We start from the raw sequence: 20,188 nt of genomic DNA, 5'->3' as shown, positions 1-20,188 counted from the left end.
ATCAGTGAAAAGCTGCACACTCTAGTCATGGTGTGGGCAGGAAGGTCCGCCACCGAGATCGCGGCGGCCGTCAGAAACGGTGACGTCAAGGCCACGACCGTGGTGGAGGAGCACCTCCACGTCATTTCGGCGCGCGACCCCGGCATCGGGGCGTTCCGGCTGGTCAGGGAGCAGGCCGTGGACGAGGCGCGCGCCCTGCAGAAGCGCCGGGACCTGGCCGGGCTGCCGCTGGCGGGCGTGCCGGTGGCGGTCAAGGACAACCTGGAGGTGGCGGGCGAGGCCACGCGAAACGGCTCGACGGCGACGCCCGACGCCCCCGCCCCGCACGATCACGAGACGGTGGCGCGGCTGCGCGCGGCGGGCGCGCTGATCGTCGGGCTGACGAACCTGCCGGAGCTGGGGCTGGTGGCGCTGGGCGACAGCGCGTACGGCGTCGTCCGCAACCCCTGGAACCCCGCGCGCACGGCGGGCGGCTCGTCGTCCGGCAGCGCGGCGGCGGTGTCGGCCGGCATGGTGCCGATCGCGCTCGGCAACGACGGCATGGGCTCCTTACGCATCCCCGCGGCCTGCTGCGGCGTGCTGGCGATCAAGCCGGGCCACGGCCTGGTGCCGCCGCCCGCGAACGACTGGGACGGCCTGACCGAGAACGGCCCGCTGGCCAGGACCGCAGCCGACCTGGCGCTCGCGCTGTCCGTGCTGGCCGGCGACCCGGCGCTCGCCGAGTCGTGGCGCTCCGGCCGCCGCGTCGAGCCGCCGCCGCGCATGCTGCGCTCGGTCTGGGCGGACGACGACGCGGTGTGGGAGCCGCAGCCGCCGCCGGACAGCCCGGAGCCGTTCGATCTGCGGGTGGCGTACGCGCCGCAGCCGCTGCCGCCGGGGATGCGGGTGGACGGCGAGTTCAAGGCCGCGGTACGCGCCGCCGCCGAGACGTTGCGGGTGGCCGGGCACACGGTGGTCGAGCACGAGCGGTCGCTGCCGTTCTGGCTGGGCCCTTCGACGATCGCGACCTGGCTGGTCAGGGCCGCCGAGTCGGCCGAGGGCCTGGACCGGCACCGGCTCGAACCGCGTACGAGGGCGCTGGCCAGGGCGGGCCGGGTGCTGGCCGCGCTCAAGCTGGACGGCGTCAAGGGGCGGGAGCGCTGGAGCGGCTACGGCGCCGACCAGTGGTTCGGCCGCGCGGACGCGCTCATCACACCCGCGCTGGCCTCGATCCCGCCCAAGGCCGACCGCTGGGGCGAGCGCGGCTTCCTGCGCAACGCCGTCACCAACGTCACCTACGCGCCCGCGGCGGGGCCGTGGAACATGTGCGGCTGGCCCGCCGTCGCCGTGCCGCTCGCCACCCACTCCAGCGGGCTGCCGGTCGCCGTGCAGATCGTCGCCCCGCCGGGCGGCGAGCCACACCTGCTGGGGCTGGCCGCCCAGCTCCAGGCTGCGCACCCGCCGCTGCGCCCGCCGGGCTACGCGTTCTGACCGCGCATTTCGACCGGGCGTTTTGACCGGGCCTTTTGACCGGGCGTTTTGACCGGGTGCTTAGGACACCTCAGATGCCGATGGGGTGCCAGACGGTCTTGGTCTCCAGGAACCTGGTCATCCGCCCGATCCCCGGGTCGGCCGTCCAGTCCTCCTGCACCGGCCGCGCGACCCGCTTGAGGTTTTCGGCCGCCGCCTGCTCGGCGCTCAGCGCCAGATCGGCGTCGGTGACCCCGGTGAGGTCGATGCCGTTGACGTCCATGTGGGCCGCCAGCGGCGGGACCAGCTCGGCGCGCCGCCCGGTGAGGATGTTGACCACGCCGCCGGGCAGGTCGGAGGTGGCCAGCACCTCGGCCAGGGTGATCGCGGGCAGCGGCGCCGGCTCGGAGGCCACGACGACGCAGGTGTTGCCGGTGACGATCACCGGCGCGATCACCGACACCAGCCCGAGCAGCGGATCGTCGGGCGCGACCACGGCGACCACACCGGTCGGCTCGGGCGTGGACAGGTTGAAGTACGGCCCGGCGACCGGGTTGGCACCGCCGTGCACGGAGGCGATCTTGTCGGACCAGCCCGCGTACCAGACCAGCCGGTCGATGGCGGCGTCGACCTGGTCGAGCGCTCCCCTGCGCGCGCCGCCCAGCTCGTCGGCGAACTGCGCGCGCCGCCCCTCCAGCATCTCGGCGACGCGGTAAAGGATCTGCCCCCTGTTGTACGCGGTCGCCCCCGACCAGCCGGGGAACGCCTTGCGCGCGGCCACGACGGCGTCGCGGGCGTCCTTGCGCGAGGCCAGCGACGCGTTGGCGAGGAACTCTCCCTTGGCCGAGGTCACCGGGTAGGACCTCCCACTCTCGGAGCGCGGGAAGGCCCCGCCGATGTACAGCTTGTAGGTCTTTCTGACGGACAACCTACTCATCGCCGCGACCCCTCCACGTGGACTCCTGCGACATCTGGACGGGCACGAAGACCTGGCCGCACCTGCTGACGCCGCAGCGGTGGGCGTACCAGCCGGTGCGCACGGGACGCCCGGCCCTGGCGTAGGCGTGCCCCCTGGTGGCCTGCGCGCGCAGCTTCCTGCGGCGGGACCTGCGGTGCTCACACGTCAAGGTAGGCCTCCAGCCCGTGGCGCCCGCCCTCGCGGCCGTAGCCCGACTCCTTGTAGCCGCCGAAGGGCGAGGTGGGGTCGAACCTGTTGAACGTGTTGGCCCACACCACGCCGGCGCGCAGCCGGTCGGCCAGCCAGAGGATGCGCGAGCCCTTCTCGGTCCACACGCCGGCCGACAACCCGTACGGGGTGTTGTTGGCCTTCTCGACCGCCTCGGCCGGGGTGCGGAAGGTCAGCACGGACAGCACCGGGCCGAAGATCTCCTCCCTGGCGATGCTGTGGGACTGCGCGACGCCGGTGAAGACCGTGGGCGGGAACCAGTAGCCGCGGTCGGGCAGCTCGCAGGCGGGCGACCAGCGCTCGGCGCCCTCGGCCTCGCCCAGGTCGCTGAGCCTGCGGATCTTGGCGAGCTGGTCGGCGGAGTTGATCGCGCCGATGTCGGTGTTCTTGTCGAGCGGGTCGCCGAGCCGCAGCGTGCCGAGCCGGCGCTTGAGCGCGGCCAGCAGCTCGTCCTGGATCGACTCCTGCACCAGCAGCCGGGACCCGGCGCAGCAGACGTGGCCCTGGTTGAAGAAGATGCCGTTGACGATGCCCTCGACGGCCTGGTCGATGGCGGCGTCGTCGAAGACGATGTTGGCGGCCTTGCCGCCCAGCTCCAGCGTGAGCTTCTTGCCGGTGCCCGCGACGGTGCGCGCGATGATCCGGCCGACCTCGGTGGAGCCGGTGAAGGCGACCTTGTCGACGTCGGGGTGGGCGACCACGGCGGCGCCGGTCTCGCCCGCGCCGGTGACGATGTTCACCACACCGGGCGGCAGGTCGGCCTGGCGGCAGATGTCGGCGAACGCCAGCGCCGTCAGCGGCGTGGTCTCGGCCGGCTTGAGCACGACCGTGTTGCCGCAGGCCAGCGCCGGGGCGATCTTCCAGGCCAGCATGAGCAGCGGGAAGTTCCAGGGGATGACCTGGCCGGCCACGCCGAGCGGCTTGGGCGCGGGGCCGAACCCGGCGTACTCCAGCTTGTCGGCCCAGCCCGCGTAGTAGAAGAAGTGCGCCGCGACCAGCGGCAGGTCCACGTCGCGCGACTCGCGGATGGGCTTGCCGTTGTCGAGCGTCTCCAGCACGGCCAGCTCCCTGGCCCGCTCCTGGATGATCCGCGCGATGCGGAAGAGGTATTTGGCCCGCTCGGTGCCGGGCAGTGCGCTCCAGACGCCGAACGCCTTGCGCGCCGCCTGCACGGCGCGGTCGACGTCGTCGGAGGTGGCGGTGGCGACCTCCGCGAGCGTCTCCTCGGTGGCGGGATTGACGGTCTTGAACGAGGGGCCCGAGCCGTCGACGAACTCACCGTTGATGAACAGCCCGTAGGAGGACTTCAGGTCAACGATGTCGCGCGACTCGGGTGCCGGTGCGTATTCGAACATCGTCTAGTCCAGGGTGAAGTAGTCGGGGCCCGCGTAACGGCCGGTGGCCAGCTTCTCGCGCTGCATGAGCAGGTCGTTGAGCAGCGAGGAGGCGCCGATCCTGAACCAGTCGGGGGTCAGCCAGTCGTCTCCGGCGGTCTCGTTGACCAGCACCAGGTTTTTGATCGCGTCCTTCGCCGTACGGATGCCGCCCGCCGGCTTCACGCCCACCTGGCGGCCGGTCGCGTCGCGGAAGTCGCGTACGGCCTCCAGCATGATGAGCGTCACCGGCGGCGTGGCGGCCGGCGACACCTTGCCCGTGGAGGTCTTGATGAAGTCGGCGCCGGCCAGCATCGCCAGCCAGGACGCCCGGCGCACGTTGTCGTAGGTGGACAGCTCGCCGGTCTCCAGGATCACCTTGAGGTGGGCGGTGCCGCAGGCCTCCTTCACCGCGGCGATCTGCTCGTAGACCTTCATGTACTGCCCGGACAGGAACGCGCCGCGGTCGATCACCATGTCGATCTCGTCGGCCCCCGCGGCGACGGCGAGCTTGGTGTCGCTCACCTTCACCTCCAGCGAGGAGCGCCCGCTGGGGAACGCGGTGGCGACGGAGGCGACCTTGACGCCGGTGCCCTTGAGCGCCTCGGCCGCGACGCCGACGAGGTCGGGGTAGACGCAGACGGCCGCGACGGAGGGCGCGTCGCCTCCGGGGCGGACGGCCTTGGTGCACAGCGCGCGCACCTTCCCGGCCGTGTCGGCCCCCTCGAGGGTGGTCAGGTCGACCATGGAGATGGCCAGGTCGATGGCCTGCGCCTTGGCCGTGGTCTTGATCGATCGGGTGCCGAGCATCGCCGCGCGCTGGTCGGCGCCGACCCGGTCGACGCCGGGCAGGCCGTGCAGGAATGCTCGCAGCGCCGCGTCGGACGAGGCGACGTCGGCAAGCGAGGTAGTCACAGTTGACACCTAGACAGCATCGCCGACCAGGGCCGCCACCTCCAAACCGGGCCGCCTCAGGCCGCGCGGGGCCTGGTCCTAGGTATGCCTGAGGCGGCGGGGCGGGCGACATAGGTATCCCGGGCGCTGCTAAGCGCCGGAGATAAGGCATCCACCCGATGTGGGGGGCCGGGCCTTAGGAGGAGTCTTGAACATGTCAGCGAAAAGCCCGACTTTCAGGAGATTCTCCATGCATCCCGAGATCGAGTTCGAGCTCATGAAGAGCCACGCGAACGAGCTGCGCAGGGCCGCCGACGACCACCGGTGGGTACGCGAGGCCGAGCGCCACAACAAGGCCGAGCGCCGCTCGGTCTTCGGCCGCCGCCGCTCGTCATGACCGCCGCACGAGAGCCCGGCCGCCCCCTCCCACGCGGCCGGGCCTTCGTCCCCATTTGAGGACATCCGTCCTCTTCCCGAGGACATGCCCGATACCCGACTAAAGACGTCGAAAACACCGGATGTGGCGTGACATGCTGGACGACATGCGGGGACGATCGGTCAGTCCCGTCTTCGTCGGGCGGGAAGAGGAGCTGGCAACTCTTTCTGAAAGCCTCGACGACGCAAGGAAAGGCACGGTGACCGCCGTCCTGCTCGGCGGCGAGGCCGGGGTCGGCAAGACCCGGCTCGTGCACCGCTTCGCCGAGCAGTGCGCCGCCGACGGTGCCCACGTGCTCTTCGGCGGCTGCGTCGAGCTGTCGACCGAGGGCCTTGCGTACGCGCCGTTCACCGCCGCGCTGCGCCAGCTCGTCAGGGAGCACGGGCCCGCCGCCGTGACCGGGCTGCTGCCCGACGGCGCCGAACGCGACCTCGCCCGCCTGCTGCCCGAGTTCGGCGAGCCCAGCGGCGACGGCGAGACCGAGACCGGCCGGGCCCGGCTGTTCGAGCAGTTCCTCACCCTCCTCGAACGCCTCGCGGAGAACCGCCCCACGGTCCTCGTCATCGAGGACATCCACTGGGCCGACCGGTCCAGCCGCGACCTCATCGCGTTCCTCAGCCGCAACCTGCACACCACGCAGGTGCTGATGGTGATGACCTACCGCTCCGACGACCTGCACCGCCAGCATCCGCTCAGGCCCGTGCTGGCCGAGCTGGGCCGCGTCCAGGGCGTGCTCCGCCTGGAACTGCCCCGCCTGTCGAGGGACGAGGTCGCCCAGCAGATGACCGCCATCCTCGGCGCCACCCCCGACTACGCCAGGATCGAGAACGTCTACGAGCGCAGCGAGGGCATCCCGCTGTTCGTCGAGGCCCTGCTGGAGAACGGCGAGTGCTCGTTCCCCGACTCCATGCAGGACCTCATCCTCGCCTCCGTCGAACGCCTGCCTGAGGAGACCCAGCGGGTGCTGCGCGTCGCCGCCGCCGGCGGCAACCGGGTCGGCCACGCGCTGCTCGCCGCCGTCAGCGGGCTGTCGGACGTCGAGCTCGAGGCCGCGCTGCGCCCCGCCATCGCGCGCAACGTGCTGCAGATCGCCGACGGCCGCGCCTACGCCTTCCGCCACTCGCTCATCCGCGAGGCCGTGCACGACGAGCTGCTGCCCGGCGAGCACCAGCGGCTGCACGCCAGGTACGCCGAGGAGATCTCCAAGGACCGCACGCTGGTGCCGCCCGGCAGGGCCGCGGTCGAGCTGGCACACCACTGGTACGGCGCCCGCGACGACCGCTGGGCACTGCTGTCGGCCTGGGAGGCGGCGCAGGAGTCGTTCAAGACCTTCGCCTACACCGAGGCCGTGCCGCTGCTCGAACGCGTGCTCATGCTCTGGGACCGGGTGCCGGAGGCGGCCGAGCTGATCGGCGCCGACCACACCGCCGTGCTGGAGCGCGCCTCTGAGGCCGCCAACGCCGGCGGCGACGTGGACAGGGGCGTCAAGTTCGTCAAGGCCGCGCTCGCCGAGCTGGACGAGACCCGCGAGCCCGCCAGGGTGTCGCAGCTCATCGTGCGCAGGGCGGCGTTCAAGAACTCCAAGGGCCAGCTCGGCGTCATCGACGACCTCAGGCACGCGCTGCGGCTCGTCCCGGAGAACACCCCCGAATGGGCCGAGGTCGTCACCCCGCTCAGCCGCCAGCTCATGCTGCGCGGCGAGATCGAGGAGGCCGACCGGCTCCTCGCCGAGGGCCTGCGCTGGGTCAGGGAGCACGACGACCGCTGCCTCGAAGCCGAGCTGCTGATGAACCAGGCGCTCGGCCACTCGCTGCGCGGCCACCTGGCGGCCACGCTCGCACTCAACGAGCGGGCGCTGGCGATCGGGCACGAGGCGGGCAACGTCCGCGTCATCGCCCGCGCCCTCGGCAACAACATGGACACGCTCATCGACATGGGCCGCGCCGACGAGGCGCTGCGCCTGGGCGAAGAGGGCTGGCGCCTCACCAAGAAGTACGGGCGGACGCGCGGCAACGGCCTGTTCATCCTCAACAACCGCGCCGAGGCGCTGGAGTCGCTGGGCCGCTGGGACGAGGCCATCGAGACCGTCGAGACGGCGCTCAGCCTCGGCCCGGTGCTGCGCACCCGCTACGCCCTGCTGCGCGTCCGCGCCGACATCGCGCTGGCCAGGGGCGAGATGCAGCTCGTCGAGAGCCTGCTGTCGGAGATCGGGCTGTTCTCGGCGCGTACGGAGGAGTTCGTCCAGGACGTCATCAGCAACGCCCGCCTGCTCATCGGCTGGCACCTCACCCGGGGCGAACCCGCCGCCGCGCTGGCCGCCGCCGAGCGGATCCTCACCCAGCCCAAGCGGTCGAGCAAGGCCATGCTGAGCTGGCGGCTGCTGTCGCTGCTGCGCACGGTGTGCGACGCGGCCCAGGAGACCGAGCCCGAGCGGACGGCCGCCGTGCGCCGGCAGGCCGCCGAGGTGGCCGCGGAGCTGACCGTGGACGGGCCGGTCGTGGAGGCGTACCGGCTGTCGTACCTGGGGGACTTCGACGCCGCGGCGGACGCGTGGGAGCGGCTGCACCGCCCGCACAACCAGGCCAAGGCCCTGCTCAAGGCCGCCGCGGTGGCCGCGCGCGACGGCGACAGGGAGGGTGCGGCGACCCGGCTCAAGGCTGCGCTGCCGCTGGCCGAGGCGCTGCGCGCCACCCCGCTGGTGGAGGAGATCGAGACGCTGTGCCGCCGCGTGGGCGGCCTCGACCTGGCACAGGAGCCGTCGGACCTGCTGACGCCGCGCGAGCTGGAGGTGCTGCGCCTGGTCACGCAGGGCCGTACGAACCGGGACATCGCCGCCGAGCTGTTCATCTCGGCGAAGACGGTGAGCGTGCACGTGTCGAACATCCTCGCCAAGCTCGGCGTCACCACCAGGGGCGAGGCGGCCGCCGCTGCGCACCGCCTCTCCCTGCTGTCGTAGCCGTTCTAGAGGAGTGCCTCGCCGATCATCACCAGGCCGAAGATCGCGAACGCGGCGGCGGCGCCGTACTTGATGATCCGCTCGGGCAGGTGCTTGCCCAGCATCCGGCCGACCACGATGGCCAGGGCGTCGGCGGCGACCATGCCGACCGTCGAGCCGATCCACGTGCCCAGCCAGTCGTGCTTGGTGGCGAGCGTGATCGTGGCCAGCATCGTCTTGTCACCCAGCTCGCTGAGGAAGAACGCCACGGTCACCGCGATCAGGGCGTTTCTGGTGGTGCGGCGGGCCTTGCTCGCCTCCTCCTCGGTCAGCTCGTCGCCGCGCAGCGTCCACAGCGCGAAGCCGAGGAACGCGATCCCCGCCACGATCGAGATGGCCGTGGTGGGCAGCGCGGTGCCGATCAGCCCGCCCAGGGCGACACTGGCGAGGTGGACGGCGGTGGTGGCGATGGTGATGCCGGCCAGCACGGGCCAGATCTTGAACCGGGTGGCGAACGTCATGGCCATCAGCTGGCTCTTGTCGCCCAGCTCGGCGATGAAGATCGCACCGAGACTGATCCAGAACGCTTCCAAAGGGGGTCCCCTTCCGCGCGACCGGACCGGAAGCGCGGCACCCAGGGGATTTCGGGCACGACTTCGGCCCGGCAGCGCCTCGTCGAACATGGCTGCCAGGCCGAAGGTCTCGTCCGCCCGCTTGTGGCCCGCGTGACCGGGCGTCACAGGACGCCAGTGTGTCGATCACGCGATTGGGACTACTCCCCTTCGGTAACTCACCGACACCTTAACAGGCCAGGCGTGGCTATTCCCCGAGGGCGCAGCCCACCATCACCGGCTCGTTGACCAGCGTGACCCCGAACTTCTCGCGCACGCCGTCACGCACCTCCCTGGCCAGCTCCAGCAGGTCGCGCGTGGTGGCGGCCGCGGCGGGGTTGGTGAGCGCGAGTGTGTGCTTGGTGGAGATGCGTACGGGGCCGCGCTCGTACCCCTTGGGGAAGCCCGCCTGCTCGATCAGCCACGCCGCCGGCACCTTGATCAGCCCGCCCGGTACCTCCCAGCGCGGATACCCGGGAGCCCTGACCTCCAGCTCCTGCGCCTGCTCGGCGGTGAGTATCGGGTTGGTGAAGAACGAGCCCGCGCTGCGCGTGTCGGGGTCGTCGGGGTCGAGCACCATGCCCTTGCCCCTGCGCAGCGCCAGAACGGCCTCACGGGCCTGCCCCAGCGGCACCCGGCCGCCCGCCTCGGTGCCGAGCCTGCGTGCCAGCTCCTCGTACGCGAGCGGCGCCGACAGCGCGGACACGTCGAGCGCGTACGTCACCGCGAGCACCACATAACGCCCCGGCTCCCGCTTGAAGACGCTGTCGCGGTAGGAGAACCCGCACTGCCGGGCCTCGAGGTCCACCACCTGCCGGGTGCGGCGGTCGTAGGCGCGCACGCACCGGATCGTGTGGGCGACCTCCTGGCCGTACGCCCCCACGTTCTGGATCGGCGTCGAGCCGACCTGACCCGGCACGCCCGACATGCACTCGATGCCCGCCCAGCCCTCGCTCACGGCGCGCGACACCAGCGCGTCCCAGTCCTCGCCCGCCTCGGCGGTCACGACCACCTGCTCGCCGTCGCGCGAGACCGTCACGCCCTCGGTGGCCACCTTGATGACCAGGCCGTCGAAGCCCTCGTCGGCCACCACGAGGTTGCTGCCTCCGCCGAGCACCAGCGTGGGGGTCGAGGTCCGGTCCGCCTCCGCGACCAACGACACGAGCTGCTCCGCCGTGGTGGCCTCGGCGAAGTCGCGGGCGGGACCGCCCAGGCGCAGGGTGGTGTACGGCGCGAGCATCTCCATGACCGACAAGCTTATGAGGCGTGCAGCCCGCGCAGCACCTCCTCGTAGTTGCGGCGCGACTCCCGATCCGCGTAGTCGCCGGGCACGTCATGCGGGTGCAGCGGCAGCACCGGCGCGTGCCCATGGGGGACGACCAGGTCGCCCGGCAGTGCCAGGGAGAGCCGCAGGTCGGCGTGGCGGCCGTAGGCGGCGTCCGCGGGCAGCGCGGCCAGCGCCTGCGCCCTGCGTACGGCGATGATCCCGCCTGTGAGCGCCCGCACCTTGCCGGGGCCCGCCTCCACCCACGTTCGCCCGTCGGCGGACGGCTCCGCGCCCCGCCACCCGGCCGCGACCGCACCTTCGTTGACCGCCGCCACGAGCGGGGTCAGCGCGTCGCCGCGCAGCTCCAACCAGGTCTCCATGAGGACATGCACCTCTGACTCGTCCAGGTGCAGCAGCTTGGCGCGGCTCTCGCCCCAGGTGGCCGTGCCGCCCCGCCAGTGCGGCGCCTCCCCTACATGCCAGACCGCGATCCGCTCCGGATGCCGCTCCGCCAGCTCCGCCAGCACGTCGCCGGCCCCGCTCACGTTGCCCAGGTCGATGGCCAGCACCCGGGCACCGGTGTGCTCGATCACCGACTCCACGCACCGCCTGACGTCCTCCGGCCAGCCGTCCACCAGCAGCCCGACGCACGCCGTCACGTCCCGCGTCTCCACGCGCTGCCGCTCGGTGTTCACGCCGAGGTCGTCCAGCCTGTTGGTGGCCAGCGTGGCGTCCCAGGTGCGCTGGGCGTGCAGCATGTCGTCGCCCGGGTCGCCGTGCTGGCCGGGGTCGCCGGAGAAGCCCAGCTCGGCGGCGGGGTTCATGCGGGCGTGGGCGCCGCGCGGGCGGGCTCCCGCCGTACCGATGCCGGACGCTCCCCTGGTGCCGGTGTGCTCACCGCCCGCCGTGTCGCGCCCGGTGCCGCTGACGCCCGCGACCTGCTCGATCCGTGCGGCCCTGAGATGGCCCGGCGGTTTTGCGTCGGTGACGGCGGAGACGGGGATCGATCGGACGGTGGGCCAGACGTGTCGCGCTGCTGTGGTCATAACCCAACCCGCTACCCAAGACCCACCCGCCCTATCACGCCCACCGAACCCCCGGCCGCCCTATGACGCCCACCGGACACCCACCCGCCCCATCACGCCCACCGGAACACCCGGCCGACCGGAAACGCTCTCCAGCCAGGAGCGCACCTGGCGAGGGGACGTCAGGGGTGGGGGACGAGGTCAGGAGAGCTGGACGACGGCCCTTGCCTTGGACAGCACCTTGGTGCCGCCCGCCATGGCGGTGAGCCCGATGACCACCCGCTTGTCGTCCAGCTTGTCCTCGATGACCCCACTGACAGTGATCGTCGCACCCCTGTCGTCGTCGGGCACGACCACCATCGACGAGAACCGCACCCCGAAGTCCACGACCGCACCGGGATCGCCCACCCAGTCGGTGACGAACCGCCCGGCCTGCGCCATCGTGTACATGCCGTGCGCGATCACGTCGGGCAGCCCGACCTTCTTGGCGAAGCGCTCGTTCCAGTGGATCTGGTTGAAGTCCCCGGACGCGCCCGCGTACATCACCAGGTCCAGCCGTCGCACCCGGTAGTCCACGGCCGGGATCTCCTGCCCGACCTCGACCTCGTCGTACTTCACCGTCGCGCCCATCTCAGCCCGCCCCTCCGCGCTCGATGATCGTGTTGTAGGTGACGCAGACCGGCTCGCCGTCCACCGTGCGCACGTCGCTCCTGACGGTCAGCAACTCGTTGCGCCCGGCGGTGCGGATGTCGGTGATGGTGGAGGTCATGACGAGCTCGTCGCCGGCGTGGATGGGGCGTACGTACTCGAAGCGCTGCTCGCCGTGGACGACCATGGCGAGGTTCAGCCCGAGGTCGGGATCGACCAGCGCCTCGCCGCCGCTCTGGAGGCTGAAGACGATGGGGAACGTGGGCGGCGCGATGACGTCGGGATAGCCGGCGGCCCTGGCGGCCTCGCGGTCGCGGTAGAGCGGGTTGTGGTCACCGATGGCGGCCGCGAACTCCTTGATCTTCACCCGGCTGACCTCGTACGGGGCACTGGGCGGGTACGTTCTGCCCACGAAGTCACGATTCAAGGCCATCGTTGCTCCCTCGGATGTCTCCGTACCGGCGTCGATGAGCGAGACGCTAACAGAACAACGTTCTGCTGTCCCTGCGATGAAACCCTTTTTGCCGAGCGGCCGAGACGCGCGGCGCAGGGCCCGGAAACGCAGGGACACAGGCCGATTGAGCGTACGCCAGAGACCTCGTTCACAAGGGCCGCAGCAACAAGAACCCATCGTCCAGGGAAGGGTCCACCGCCCGGACACACCGCACCAAACCCACAACAACCCACCCGCCACGCCCTGGGGCCCCGCACCGGCGCTCCGGCCGAACCGGCGCGCGGGGCGACGGACCGCCGGCAACGCACAACAGCCCAACGCCCTGCCAACAGGACACCGACCGAGAACGACGCCCGCCGACCGCGACGGGACACCCGCGAACAGCGGCGGCAGGACAACCGCCCAAACGCAACAAGCCGGCGCCCGCTATGGGACACCGGTTAGAACACAACGCACCGCCACCCGCAACGCGATGGTTCACACGGGACGGCCTGAGTCACGAGATGACCTAGAACACGGGACAGCCCGGAACACGGGGTGGCGGACGGCCTAGAACACGAGACGGCCCGAAGCACGGGACCACGGACGACCCAAGACACGAGACGACCCGAAGCACGGGACCACGGACGACCCAAGACACGAGACGGCCCGAAGCACGGGACCACGGACAGCCCAAGACACGAGACGGCCCGAAGCACGGGACCACGGACGACCCAAGACACGAGACGACCCGAAGCACGGGACCACGGACAGCCCAAGACACGAGACGACCCGAAGCACGGGATGACAAATGGCCTAAGACACGACAAACCGGCGCCCTACAGCGGGACGCCGGCTGTGCGTTATTGGAGATATTGAGACAGAAGCCCTGCCCGGAGAACCTATCGGGTCTCGCGGTGCGCGCGGTGGGTGCGGCAGTTGGGGCAGTACTTCTTCAGCTCAAGCCGATCCGGGTCGTTGCGCCGGTTCTTCCGCGTGATGTAGTTGCGGTGCTTGCACTCCTGGCAGGCCAGCGTGATCTTCGGCCTAACGTCGGTGGCAGCCACTTGGGAGTGCCTTTCTACGTTCGGGACATGGACACGCCCATACCCAGGTCGGTGGACCTGGGCTTGAGCAGTAGCGGAGGCCGGACTTGAACCGGCGACACAACGATTATGAGCCGTTTGCTCTGCCTGACTGAGCTACTCCGCCTTTGAGCCGGAACAACCCGGCCCGTAGAGGATACCCGAAGCGGCGAGCACGTGAGTAACTCACCCGATCGGGTGGGGTGCTTCCAGTATGCCTCAGGAACCCCCGTCAACGAAAATCGTTAAGCGGCATCCCCCGGCCGCTCCACGCGAGGGTGATCAGCGTAGCAGTGCCCCCCGTTCACAGCGAACCCCACCAGCCACCCCACCCGTAGAACCCACCCGGCGGCTGCCCGTAAGCCCGCCCCAAGCGCCCGTCCGTAAGCCCGCCGCAGCGCGGCTCCTCAGCCCACCTCAGCGCCGCCGCGAACCCGCTCCGGCGCCTGCCGGCGAACCCGCCCCGCCGCTCGCCTGTGCCTGTCGCCGGACTTAACTGATCCGCTTGGCCGCCGTAGCCCACGCCCGCACTCGCCCATCGCCGTAGATCGCGCCCGACGTCGCACGCAGGTCCCGTGAGCGCGCCCAGTCTCGCCTACCGCCGTAGCTCTACGCGCGGCCCGTACACCGGGCCGTAGGACCGCTCCTAGCGCGCCCTCTCGGTCGATCACACGCCGTCGTGAGGCGTCCTCCGGGGCAACCCCTCCCGCCCTCACTGTCCCTGGCTCGTGCTCGGCCCCGCACCGTCGCGGGCTCGTGCCACCCCGGGCTCGTGCCGCCTCTGCATCGTCCCGAGCTCGTGCCGCCTCCGCACCGTCCCGAGCTCGTGCCGCCTCCGCACCGTCCCGAGCTCGTGCCGTCCTGGGCTCGTGCCGTCTCCGCACCGTCCCGAGCTCGTGCCCGGACCACGTTCGGCCGCCGTGAGTGCGTGTGCTCGGCTTCGGTGAGCCGCCGGGCTTTCGCGCCGGGCGTCACCGACCCGGCCAACCCGGCCCGCCTGTCGTCCGTGCCTGTCGCCGGGCTGTGCCGTACCGGCTCTCCGTCCGTGCCGTCGCCGGGTCGCGCCGGACCGGCTCGGCGGCCGAGATCCCGCTCCCGGCCTCGCCAGGCTGCGGCGAACCCCTGCCACGGCTGCGGGCCGTCCCCCGCTGCGGGCCGGTCCCCGGCCACGGCCGTTCCCGGCCACGGCCGTCGCCGCGCATCGCATCAAGCTTGGGTTCGCCCTGGCCCGGTCGGTCGTCCTGCACCCCGGCTCTACCCCGGCCGGGCGGTGCGGGCCTCAGCTTCGCTTCTTGAGGCCGCGTTTCTGGGACGAAGGACGGCCCGGGGCAAACGAAAAACGCCCGGCTCCGGGACCCGGAGCGGGCGTTGACTCGGTTTCGAGTGGAGCCCCCAAACGGAATCGAACCGTTGACCTTCTCCTTACCATGGAGACGCTCTGCCGACTGAGCTATAGGGGCCTGTCCGGCGCTGCGGACAGGTGTAACCATACACGGCACTCACCGATGATGCGAACTCGTTCGCGTCCTCTCGCCGGAGTCCGCCGCCGAAGCCCCGGTGACGGCCGCGGAACGGCGGGCGGGGAACTCGATGACCTCGCACAGATCGGCCAGATCGACCAGCGCGGCGACCTCGGCCACGGACGTGCAGTCGGCGACCACCCACCCGTTTCTGCGCACGCGAAGCACCTGGCGCCCCCCGCGTACGGCCCCGACGACCTCCCAGCCGTCGAGCCCGACCCAGCGCCTTGCCATAGGCCTGTCCATAGCGGCTCAGATTAGCCGTGGGGTCTCTCAATTTTCGTCGCGCACCACGCGTTACCGGCATACCGGATCGGCACGGAAGCGCTCAGTAGCGGTAGAAGCCGGCGAAGTCCTTCTTGGCGGCGATGGAGTCGACGCGCACGACGGCCCCGGTCTCCGGGGCGTTCATCATCCGGTCGCCACCGAGATAGATGCCGACGTGGTGGGTCTTGATCCGCTTCTTACCGATCTTGCCGAAGAAGACCAGGTCACCGGGGCGGGGCTGCTTGACGCGGCGCATCTTGCGTACGTGCGCGTCGGTGTTGCCGGGGCCCAGCACGTCGCGGCCGTACGCGAGCGCGTAGACCCAGCGGGTGAAGCCCGAGCAGTCGAGGCCGCGCGTCCTGGCGGCCGGGCAGGGCTTGATCGCGCCCCGGTAGCCCAGGCAGGTCCCCTTGGACGGCCCTGGGGTGGGTCCGTGGCCGCCGCCCCAGGAGTAGGGGATGCCGCGCTGCTCGATCTCGTACGCGATCCGCACGGTCAGCGGCGGCAGCGACAGGCCCTGGGGCATCGACGCCGTGGCGGTGAGCAGGAGCAGGGAAGCCGCCACGGCCACCCGCCGCCGCCTCATTCCGCCCCCCTAAAAGCCGATTTATCGGGCTTTAAGGGTAAGTTTCACCGATCCCACGGTCACGTACATCCCGACCGTGCCCTTCGCCTTCCGCGGCTTGGTCGTGAACGTGAACGTCGCCTTACGCCCCCGCGGCAGCTCACCGACCACGCACCGCACGGCGGTCCCGCTGAACTTGCAGCCCGGCGCCTTCACCACGCGCTGCCCGCCGAAGGCGCGCCCCGACAGCTTCACGTTCGTGACCGGGTGCGGCCCGGTGTTGGAGATCGTGACCGAGTACGACGTCCGCCCCTTGGCCCGGCCCGACACCCGCACCTCGGCCGGCGGGTTGGCCAGCTCCTTCAGCGCGGACTCCGAGCCGTTGAACGCGTTCTGGCCGCCCACCAGCGGCCCCTTCTCCGCCGACTGCCAGAACGTGTAATTCTTCCAGCTCTTCGGCAGCTCGCCGGGCTCGCTCCCCCAGCGCGCCAGCCAGAGCGGGTTGGCGGCGAACTTCTTGGAGTCGCCCGTGCACGTACGCCACCAGCTCGTAGTCGTGTAGATGATCGCCCGCCGCCCGGTGGCCTCGTAGTACTTCGCCGTGAAGTCCTTGATCCAGGCGACCATGTCCTGCACGGACAGGCCGTAACAGGTGTTCTTGCCGTTTCTCTCCTTGTACGGGTTGTCCTCCAAATCGAGAACACCCGGAAGCGTCAGCCCATCGCTTACCCAGTTACCGCCGTTCTGCAGGAAATAGTCGGCCTGCGCTCTCCCATCGGATTCGTGCGGTTGCGCGAAGTGATATGCGCCGCGGATGAGACCCGCAGCGGCGGCGCCGCCGTACTGGGAGTCGAAAAGCGGATTTCGATAGTTCGTACCCTCGGTGGCCTGCACGAACGCGAACTTTCCGCCACCGGCGGCCACGGCCGGCCAGTCGATTTCGCCCGTCCAGTTACTGACGTCCACACCGGGCACGCCGTCGGCCGCGTGGGCGACCCCGGTCATGCCGACCGACGCGATCGCCGCGAATAACAAGAGACGTTTCACGCCGGTGATCATTCCGGAGCCGTACACCATTTCGCAAGCTCGGAAATATCAACTTCTCGGGTGGTATCGACGCGGCGGACCGGCCCCAGTCCCAGCGGCCGCGCACCGGCCGCCCACTCCGCCCACCGCTCGTCGCCGACCTCGCCGTCATGGTGCACGGGATGCCGTACGCGGCTCTCGTACCGCTGCCTGGCCACCGTGAGCGGCACGTCGCACCAGACCTCGCGCACGCGCGGGCCCGGCTCGACGCCCGCCCGCCGCAGCCCCGCGAGCACGACCGGCCGCAGCGGCGCGAGCCAGGGGCTCTCCAGCACCGCGCCGGGCCCGGCGGTGGCGAGCAGCGTCCACATGCTCTCGCCGGCGGCCATGCCCAGGTGCCTGCTCCACGCGCGCGGCTCCACGCCGGCGGGGCGCGGGATCGTGTCGGCGAGCGCCTCCTTGATCGGGTCCTTGCCGAAGACCGGCCGGGCTGCTGTTCGACATGCGCCAGCCGCTGCTGTTCTTGTTCCTTTTCGGGTCGTTGCTGAGCGGGGCCGTCGGGTCGTCGTGGCAGTGGTTCGTGCCGGGCATCCTGGTGATGATGTGCCTGACCGGGCCGATGAGCGCCGGTTACACGCTGCTGGTCGAGCTGATCGGCGGCGCCATGGAACGCATGACGGTGACGCCGCTGAACCGCACCGCGCCGCTGGTCGGCAAGAGCGCGAAGGCTGTGCTCACGCTGGCCGTGCAGGCCGTGTTGATCGTCGCGCTGGCGCTGCCGCTCGGGTTCGAGCCGCACGCGGCCGGGGTGCCGGCCGGGCTGGCGCAGCTCGCGATCTTCGGGGTGGGGCTGGGTGCGCTGTCCTTCGTGCTGGCGATCACGTCGGTGCCGAGCGGCACGCTGTTCTACGTCGTCACCCAGTCGGTGCTGTTCCCGCTGCTGCTGCTCTCGGGGGTGCTGCTGCCGCTGGAGACCGCGCCGGGCTGGCTGCGGACGCTGGGGCAGATCAACCCGGTCACGTACATCGTGGACGCCCAGCGCGCGCTCTTCGCCGGCGACCTGGCCGCGCCCAGCGTGCTGTACGGCACCGCCGCCGCCTGCGCCGTCGCCGCGATCGGCCTCTACCTGGGCAACCGTGCCATGCGCCAGGGGCTGTGAGCCGTTTTGACAGCGTCGCGCGGCCGGGACCACAGTGAGCCGGTGACTTCCGTGCTGGCCACTTTGACCGTTCCATGGATCCCGGTCGCGCATCGGCTCGAGGTGATCGAGACCGCGAGCCTGCCGCCCGACGGGCGGGTGACGTCGGCGTTCGCGTTCGTCTCCGACGCGGACGGCCGCACGCTCATGACGTGCGTCGACCGCGAGGGGCGCGGCTGGGACATCCCCGGCGGTCACCTGGAGCCGGGCGAGGATCCCGTCGAGGCGGCGGCCAGGGAGCTGTACGAGGAGACCGGGCTGCGCCTGCCGCCGTCCGCCCTGTCGGTCTTCGCCTGGCAGCGCATCGAGCTGCTGGAGCCGCCGCCCGCCGGCTACCGCTATCCGGCGCTGGCGTACATGGTGATGTGCCGGGCCGCGCTGCCGGGGCCCGGCGTGTCCACCAGCCCGCCCGCCGGGTCGGAGAGCACGCGGGCGGCGTGGCTCACCAAGGACGAGATCGACCGCCTCTGCGGGCCCCAGACCTGGTCGATGCTGCTCTAGGCGGTGTTGCTTCAGGCGGTCCGCGCGCGCTCCAGGTCGGCGTCCGGCCGGTAGAGACGCTCGGGGATGGTGGCCAGCGTGGAACGGTGGACCTGAGGTCCGAGGCCGTACAGGTGCTGGAAGCTCATGATGAGCGGCCGCCAGGCGTCCGGGTCGATGCGGTCGGCGGTGCCGGTCATGCGGATGTCCTCGTGCACCCAGACGCGCTGCACCCGCACCTCGAACGCGAGCACGCCGCCGTCATCGACGGGGTGGTGGCGCTCCAGCACGGCCTCCATGGCGACCGGGCATTCGGCCGCGCGGGGCGGCGCCACCGTCTCCGACTCGACCGGCGTGAGCCCGGCCCGGCCGAACTTGTCGCGGACGGTCCGGTAGCCCCGCCGCCGCTTGCCCTCCGGCACGGGGTCGGAGCCGGTGGTGAGCGCCAGCCGGTCCACCGCGCCCGCGAGCGCGTCCGACGGCAGGTTCAGCAGGCACTCGCGGGTCCGCAGCAGGTTCTCCGCCGTCTTGGCGCGCCTGCCCAGGCCGAGCACGTGCTCGCGCCACGCGCTGGCGGCGATCGGACCTCGCGTCAGGAGCCGCCGCAGAGGGTCAGCCGCAGAACGTCTTGACGGCGATGCCCATGACCTCCTCCGTCGTCGGGTTGCGGGTCGAGGGGTTGAGCGCCATGGTGAGCGACTTGCCGGAGTCCGAGCGGAACGCGAACGTCAGGTAGCCGATCAGCTCGCCGCTGTGCCCCCACACGGTGCCGCACGGCAGCCGGTACGCCTGCAGCCCGAGCCCGTAGCCGAACCCGGCCCCCGTCTCGACGGTCGTGCGCATGGCGCGCAGCGACTCGGCGCTGGTCAGCTTGCCGCCGAGCAGCGCCGCCAGGAACCGCTCCAGGTCGGCCGCGGTCGAGATCATCTCGCCGGCCGCCCAGTCGAGCGAGGGGTTCATGCGGGTCGCGTCCACCAGCGTGCCGTTCACCGGCTCGTACCCCTTGGCGTGCGGCGACGGCAGGCCCGCGCGGTCACCCGGCACCAGCGTGTGCCGCAGGCCCAGCGGGCGCAGGATGCGGCGCTCGATCTCCTTGCCGTACGGGCGTCCGGTCAGCTTCTCCACCAGCAGGCCGAGCACTACGTAGTTGGTGTTGGAGTAGTGCCACGTGCCGTCGTCCGGCAGCTTCTTCGCGAAGGCCACCTTCAGCAGCTCCTTCGGCTTGTACGAGCGGAACCTGGCCGCGCCGCGCCACCGGTTGGTGGAGTAGCCGGGCTCGCTCATGTAGTCGTACAGGTGGCTCGTGTGGTCGAGCAGCGCGCGGACGGTGATCTTCTTCCCGCCGGGCACCAGGCCGGGCAGGTGGTCGTCGATGGGGTCGTCCAGGCGTACTTTGCCCTCGTCCACGAGCTGGAGCACCACGGTGGCCACGAAGGTCTTGGTCACGCTGCCGATCCGGAAATGGCCGTTCGGCGACACCTTGCCGCCGCGCCGCAGGTCGCGCACGCCTGCGGCGCCCGTCCAGGTCTTGCCGCCGGCCGTGACGCGGGCCAGCGCGGCCGTCGCGCCCTTGCCCTCGACGATCTTCTCCAGGTCGGCGCCCACCCCCGGGCTCGCCGTCGCCACGGTCGCCGCCACCAGCACGTTCATCAGCGTCTGCATCATGGGCCCCAACGCTAGGGACGGCCGGCTTGCGGCAGAATGCGGTGCGCCGTCCACTTCCCCTGCGGAAAACCGCAGGACGTGCCGCCGTCAGGGGCTGGCGCGGCCGCCCCCGCTGACGGATGCTT

General features: G+C 71.3%; 20 protein-coding genes, 2 tRNA genes and 1 pseudogene. 5 read left to right on the top strand and 18 right to left on the bottom strand.

Annotation, left to right across the window (positions count from 1 at the left end; translation table 11 throughout):
- Positions 1–27: 27 nt before the first annotated feature.
- Positions 28–1,470 carry an amidase gene (locus ACFMQL_RS16455; RefSeq protein WP_378786018.1) on the top strand — a complete coding sequence of 481 codons (1,443 nt, stop codon included), beginning with the start codon at positions 28–30 and terminating at the stop codon, positions 1,468–1,470.
- A gap of 70 nt (positions 1,471–1,540) precedes the next feature.
- On the opposite strand, the gene ACFMQL_RS16450 is transcribed toward ACFMQL_RS16455, so the two are convergent.
- The 4 genes from ACFMQL_RS16450 to deoC are packed head-to-tail and all read right to left on the bottom strand — an operon-like array spanning position 1,541 to position 4,923.
- A complete protein-coding gene (locus ACFMQL_RS16450; RefSeq protein WP_364062703.1) occupies positions 1,541–2,386 on the bottom strand; it encodes an aldehyde dehydrogenase family protein in 846 nt (281 codons plus the stop codon).
- Entirely contained in the window at positions 2,379–2,576 is a 198-nt protein-coding gene (locus ACFMQL_RS16445; RefSeq protein WP_364062700.1) for a hypothetical protein, read from the bottom strand. The genes ACFMQL_RS16450 and ACFMQL_RS16445 overlap by 8 nt, the downstream gene beginning before the upstream one ends.
- Positions 2,566–3,990 (bottom strand): aldehyde dehydrogenase family protein, encoded by a 1,425-nt coding sequence (locus ACFMQL_RS16440; RefSeq protein WP_364062697.1) that lies wholly within the window; start codon positions 3,988–3,990, stop codon positions 2,566–2,568. The genes ACFMQL_RS16445 and ACFMQL_RS16440 overlap by 11 nt, the downstream gene beginning before the upstream one ends.
- Before the next feature lie 3 nt (positions 3,991–3,993).
- A complete protein-coding gene (gene deoC / locus ACFMQL_RS16435) occupies positions 3,994–4,923 on the bottom strand; it encodes a deoxyribose-phosphate aldolase (protein WP_364062694.1) in 930 nt (309 codons plus the stop codon).
- A 229-nt stretch (positions 4,924–5,152) separates the two neighbouring features.
- Here deoC and ACFMQL_RS16430 point away from each other — a divergent pair, with 229 nt between their 5' ends.
- Positions 5,153–5,299: a hypothetical protein gene (locus tag ACFMQL_RS16430; protein ID WP_364062691.1), complete on the top strand. Its 147-nt coding sequence runs from the start codon at positions 5,153–5,155 to the stop codon at positions 5,297–5,299.
- A gap of 145 nt (positions 5,300–5,444) precedes the next feature.
- Positions 5,445–8,294 carry an AAA family ATPase gene (locus ACFMQL_RS16425; protein WP_364062688.1) on the top strand — a complete coding sequence of 950 codons (2,850 nt, stop codon included), beginning with the start codon at positions 5,445–5,447 and terminating at the stop codon, positions 8,292–8,294.
- Between the two features lie 5 nt (positions 8,295–8,299).
- Here ACFMQL_RS16425 and ACFMQL_RS16420 read toward each other — a convergent pair whose 3' ends face one another.
- The 12 genes from ACFMQL_RS16420 to ACFMQL_RS16365 all read right to left on the bottom strand — a co-directional run bounded on the left by ACFMQL_RS16420 (position 8,300) and on the right by ACFMQL_RS16365 (position 17,109).
- Positions 8,300–8,866, bottom strand: coding sequence for a TMEM165/GDT1 family protein (locus ACFMQL_RS16420; RefSeq protein ID WP_364062685.1), 567 nt, complete (start codon positions 8,864–8,866; stop codon positions 8,300–8,302).
- Between the two features lie 226 nt (positions 8,867–9,092).
- Positions 9,093–10,130, bottom strand: coding sequence for a UDP-N-acetylmuramate dehydrogenase (locus ACFMQL_RS16415; protein WP_364062682.1), 1,038 nt, complete (start codon positions 10,128–10,130; stop codon positions 9,093–9,095).
- 11 nt (positions 10,131–10,141) lie between these two features.
- On the bottom strand, positions 10,142–11,197 hold the full coding sequence (locus ACFMQL_RS16410; protein WP_364062679.1) for a hypothetical protein: 1,056 nt from the start codon (positions 11,195–11,197) through the stop codon (positions 10,142–10,144).
- 180 nt (positions 11,198–11,377) lie between these two features.
- Positions 11,378–11,806: a MaoC family dehydratase gene (locus ACFMQL_RS16405; RefSeq protein ID WP_364062676.1), complete on the bottom strand. Its 429-nt coding sequence runs from the start codon at positions 11,804–11,806 to the stop codon at positions 11,378–11,380.
- 1 nt (position 11,807) lies between these two features.
- The gene (locus tag ACFMQL_RS16400) at positions 11,808–12,257 is read right to left on the bottom strand and encodes a MaoC family dehydratase N-terminal domain-containing protein (protein ID WP_364062673.1); all 450 of its coding nucleotides are present in this window, start codon (positions 12,255–12,257) and stop codon (positions 11,808–11,810) included.
- Between the two features lie 902 nt (positions 12,258–13,159).
- Positions 13,160–13,324: a 50S ribosomal protein L33 gene (gene rpmG / locus ACFMQL_RS16395; protein ID WP_101786011.1), complete on the bottom strand. Its 165-nt coding sequence runs from the start codon at positions 13,322–13,324 to the stop codon at positions 13,160–13,162.
- A gap of 71 nt (positions 13,325–13,395) precedes the next feature.
- Positions 13,396–13,469: transfer RNA gene (locus ACFMQL_RS16390), tRNA-Met, on the bottom strand.
- A 1,257-nt stretch (positions 13,470–14,726) separates the two neighbouring features.
- A tRNA-Thr gene (locus ACFMQL_RS16385) sits at positions 14,727–14,802 on the bottom strand.
- A 39-nt stretch (positions 14,803–14,841) separates the two neighbouring features.
- Positions 14,842–15,096 (bottom strand): transposase, encoded by a 255-nt coding sequence (locus ACFMQL_RS16380; RefSeq protein ID WP_364062670.1) that lies wholly within the window; start codon positions 15,094–15,096, stop codon positions 14,842–14,844.
- Positions 15,097–15,190: 94 nt separating this feature from the next.
- Complete coding sequence (locus tag ACFMQL_RS16375) at positions 15,191–15,700, bottom strand: NlpC/P60 family protein (RefSeq protein ID WP_364062667.1); 510 nt, start codon at positions 15,698–15,700, stop codon at positions 15,191–15,193.
- A gap of 36 nt (positions 15,701–15,736) precedes the next feature.
- Positions 15,737–16,753, bottom strand: a complete 1,017-nt coding sequence (locus ACFMQL_RS16370) for a lysozyme (protein ID WP_364062664.1) — start codon at positions 16,751–16,753, stop codon at positions 15,737–15,739.
- A complete protein-coding gene (locus ACFMQL_RS16365) occupies positions 16,750–17,109 on the bottom strand; it encodes a hypothetical protein (protein ID WP_364062661.1) in 360 nt (119 codons plus the stop codon). The genes ACFMQL_RS16370 and ACFMQL_RS16365 overlap by 4 nt, the downstream gene beginning before the upstream one ends.
- A gap of 98 nt (positions 17,110–17,207) precedes the next feature.
- On the opposite strand from ACFMQL_RS16365, the pseudogene ACFMQL_RS16360 reads away from it, so the two are divergent.
- A pseudogene (locus ACFMQL_RS16360) lies at positions 17,208–17,879 on the top strand (ABC transporter permease); the annotation flags it as partial.
- Positions 17,880–17,921: 42 nt separating this feature from the next.
- Positions 17,922–18,419, top strand: a complete 498-nt coding sequence (locus tag ACFMQL_RS16355) for an NUDIX domain-containing protein (protein ID WP_364062658.1) — start codon at positions 17,922–17,924, stop codon at positions 18,417–18,419.
- 11 nt (positions 18,420–18,430) lie between these two features.
- Here the strand turns inward: ACFMQL_RS16355 and ACFMQL_RS16350 are convergent, their stop codons facing one another.
- Together ACFMQL_RS16350 and ACFMQL_RS16345 are read right to left on the bottom strand one after the other, a co-directional pair.
- On the bottom strand, positions 18,431–18,952 hold the full coding sequence (locus ACFMQL_RS16350) for a flavin reductase (protein ID WP_364062655.1): 522 nt from the start codon (positions 18,950–18,952) through the stop codon (positions 18,431–18,433).
- A 58-nt stretch (positions 18,953–19,010) separates the two neighbouring features.
- On the bottom strand, positions 19,011–20,063 hold the full coding sequence (locus ACFMQL_RS16345) for a serine hydrolase domain-containing protein (protein ID WP_364062652.1): 1,053 nt from the start codon (positions 20,061–20,063) through the stop codon (positions 19,011–19,013).
- Between the last annotated feature and the right edge of the window lie 125 nt (positions 20,064–20,188).

This window comes from Nonomuraea fastidiosa (assembly GCF_042751225.1).
In the GTDB taxonomy this organism is placed as follows: Bacteria; Actinomycetota; Actinomycetes; order Streptosporangiales; family Streptosporangiaceae; genus Nonomuraea; species Nonomuraea fastidiosa.
This window is presented reverse-complemented; position numbering and strand designations above follow the sequence as displayed.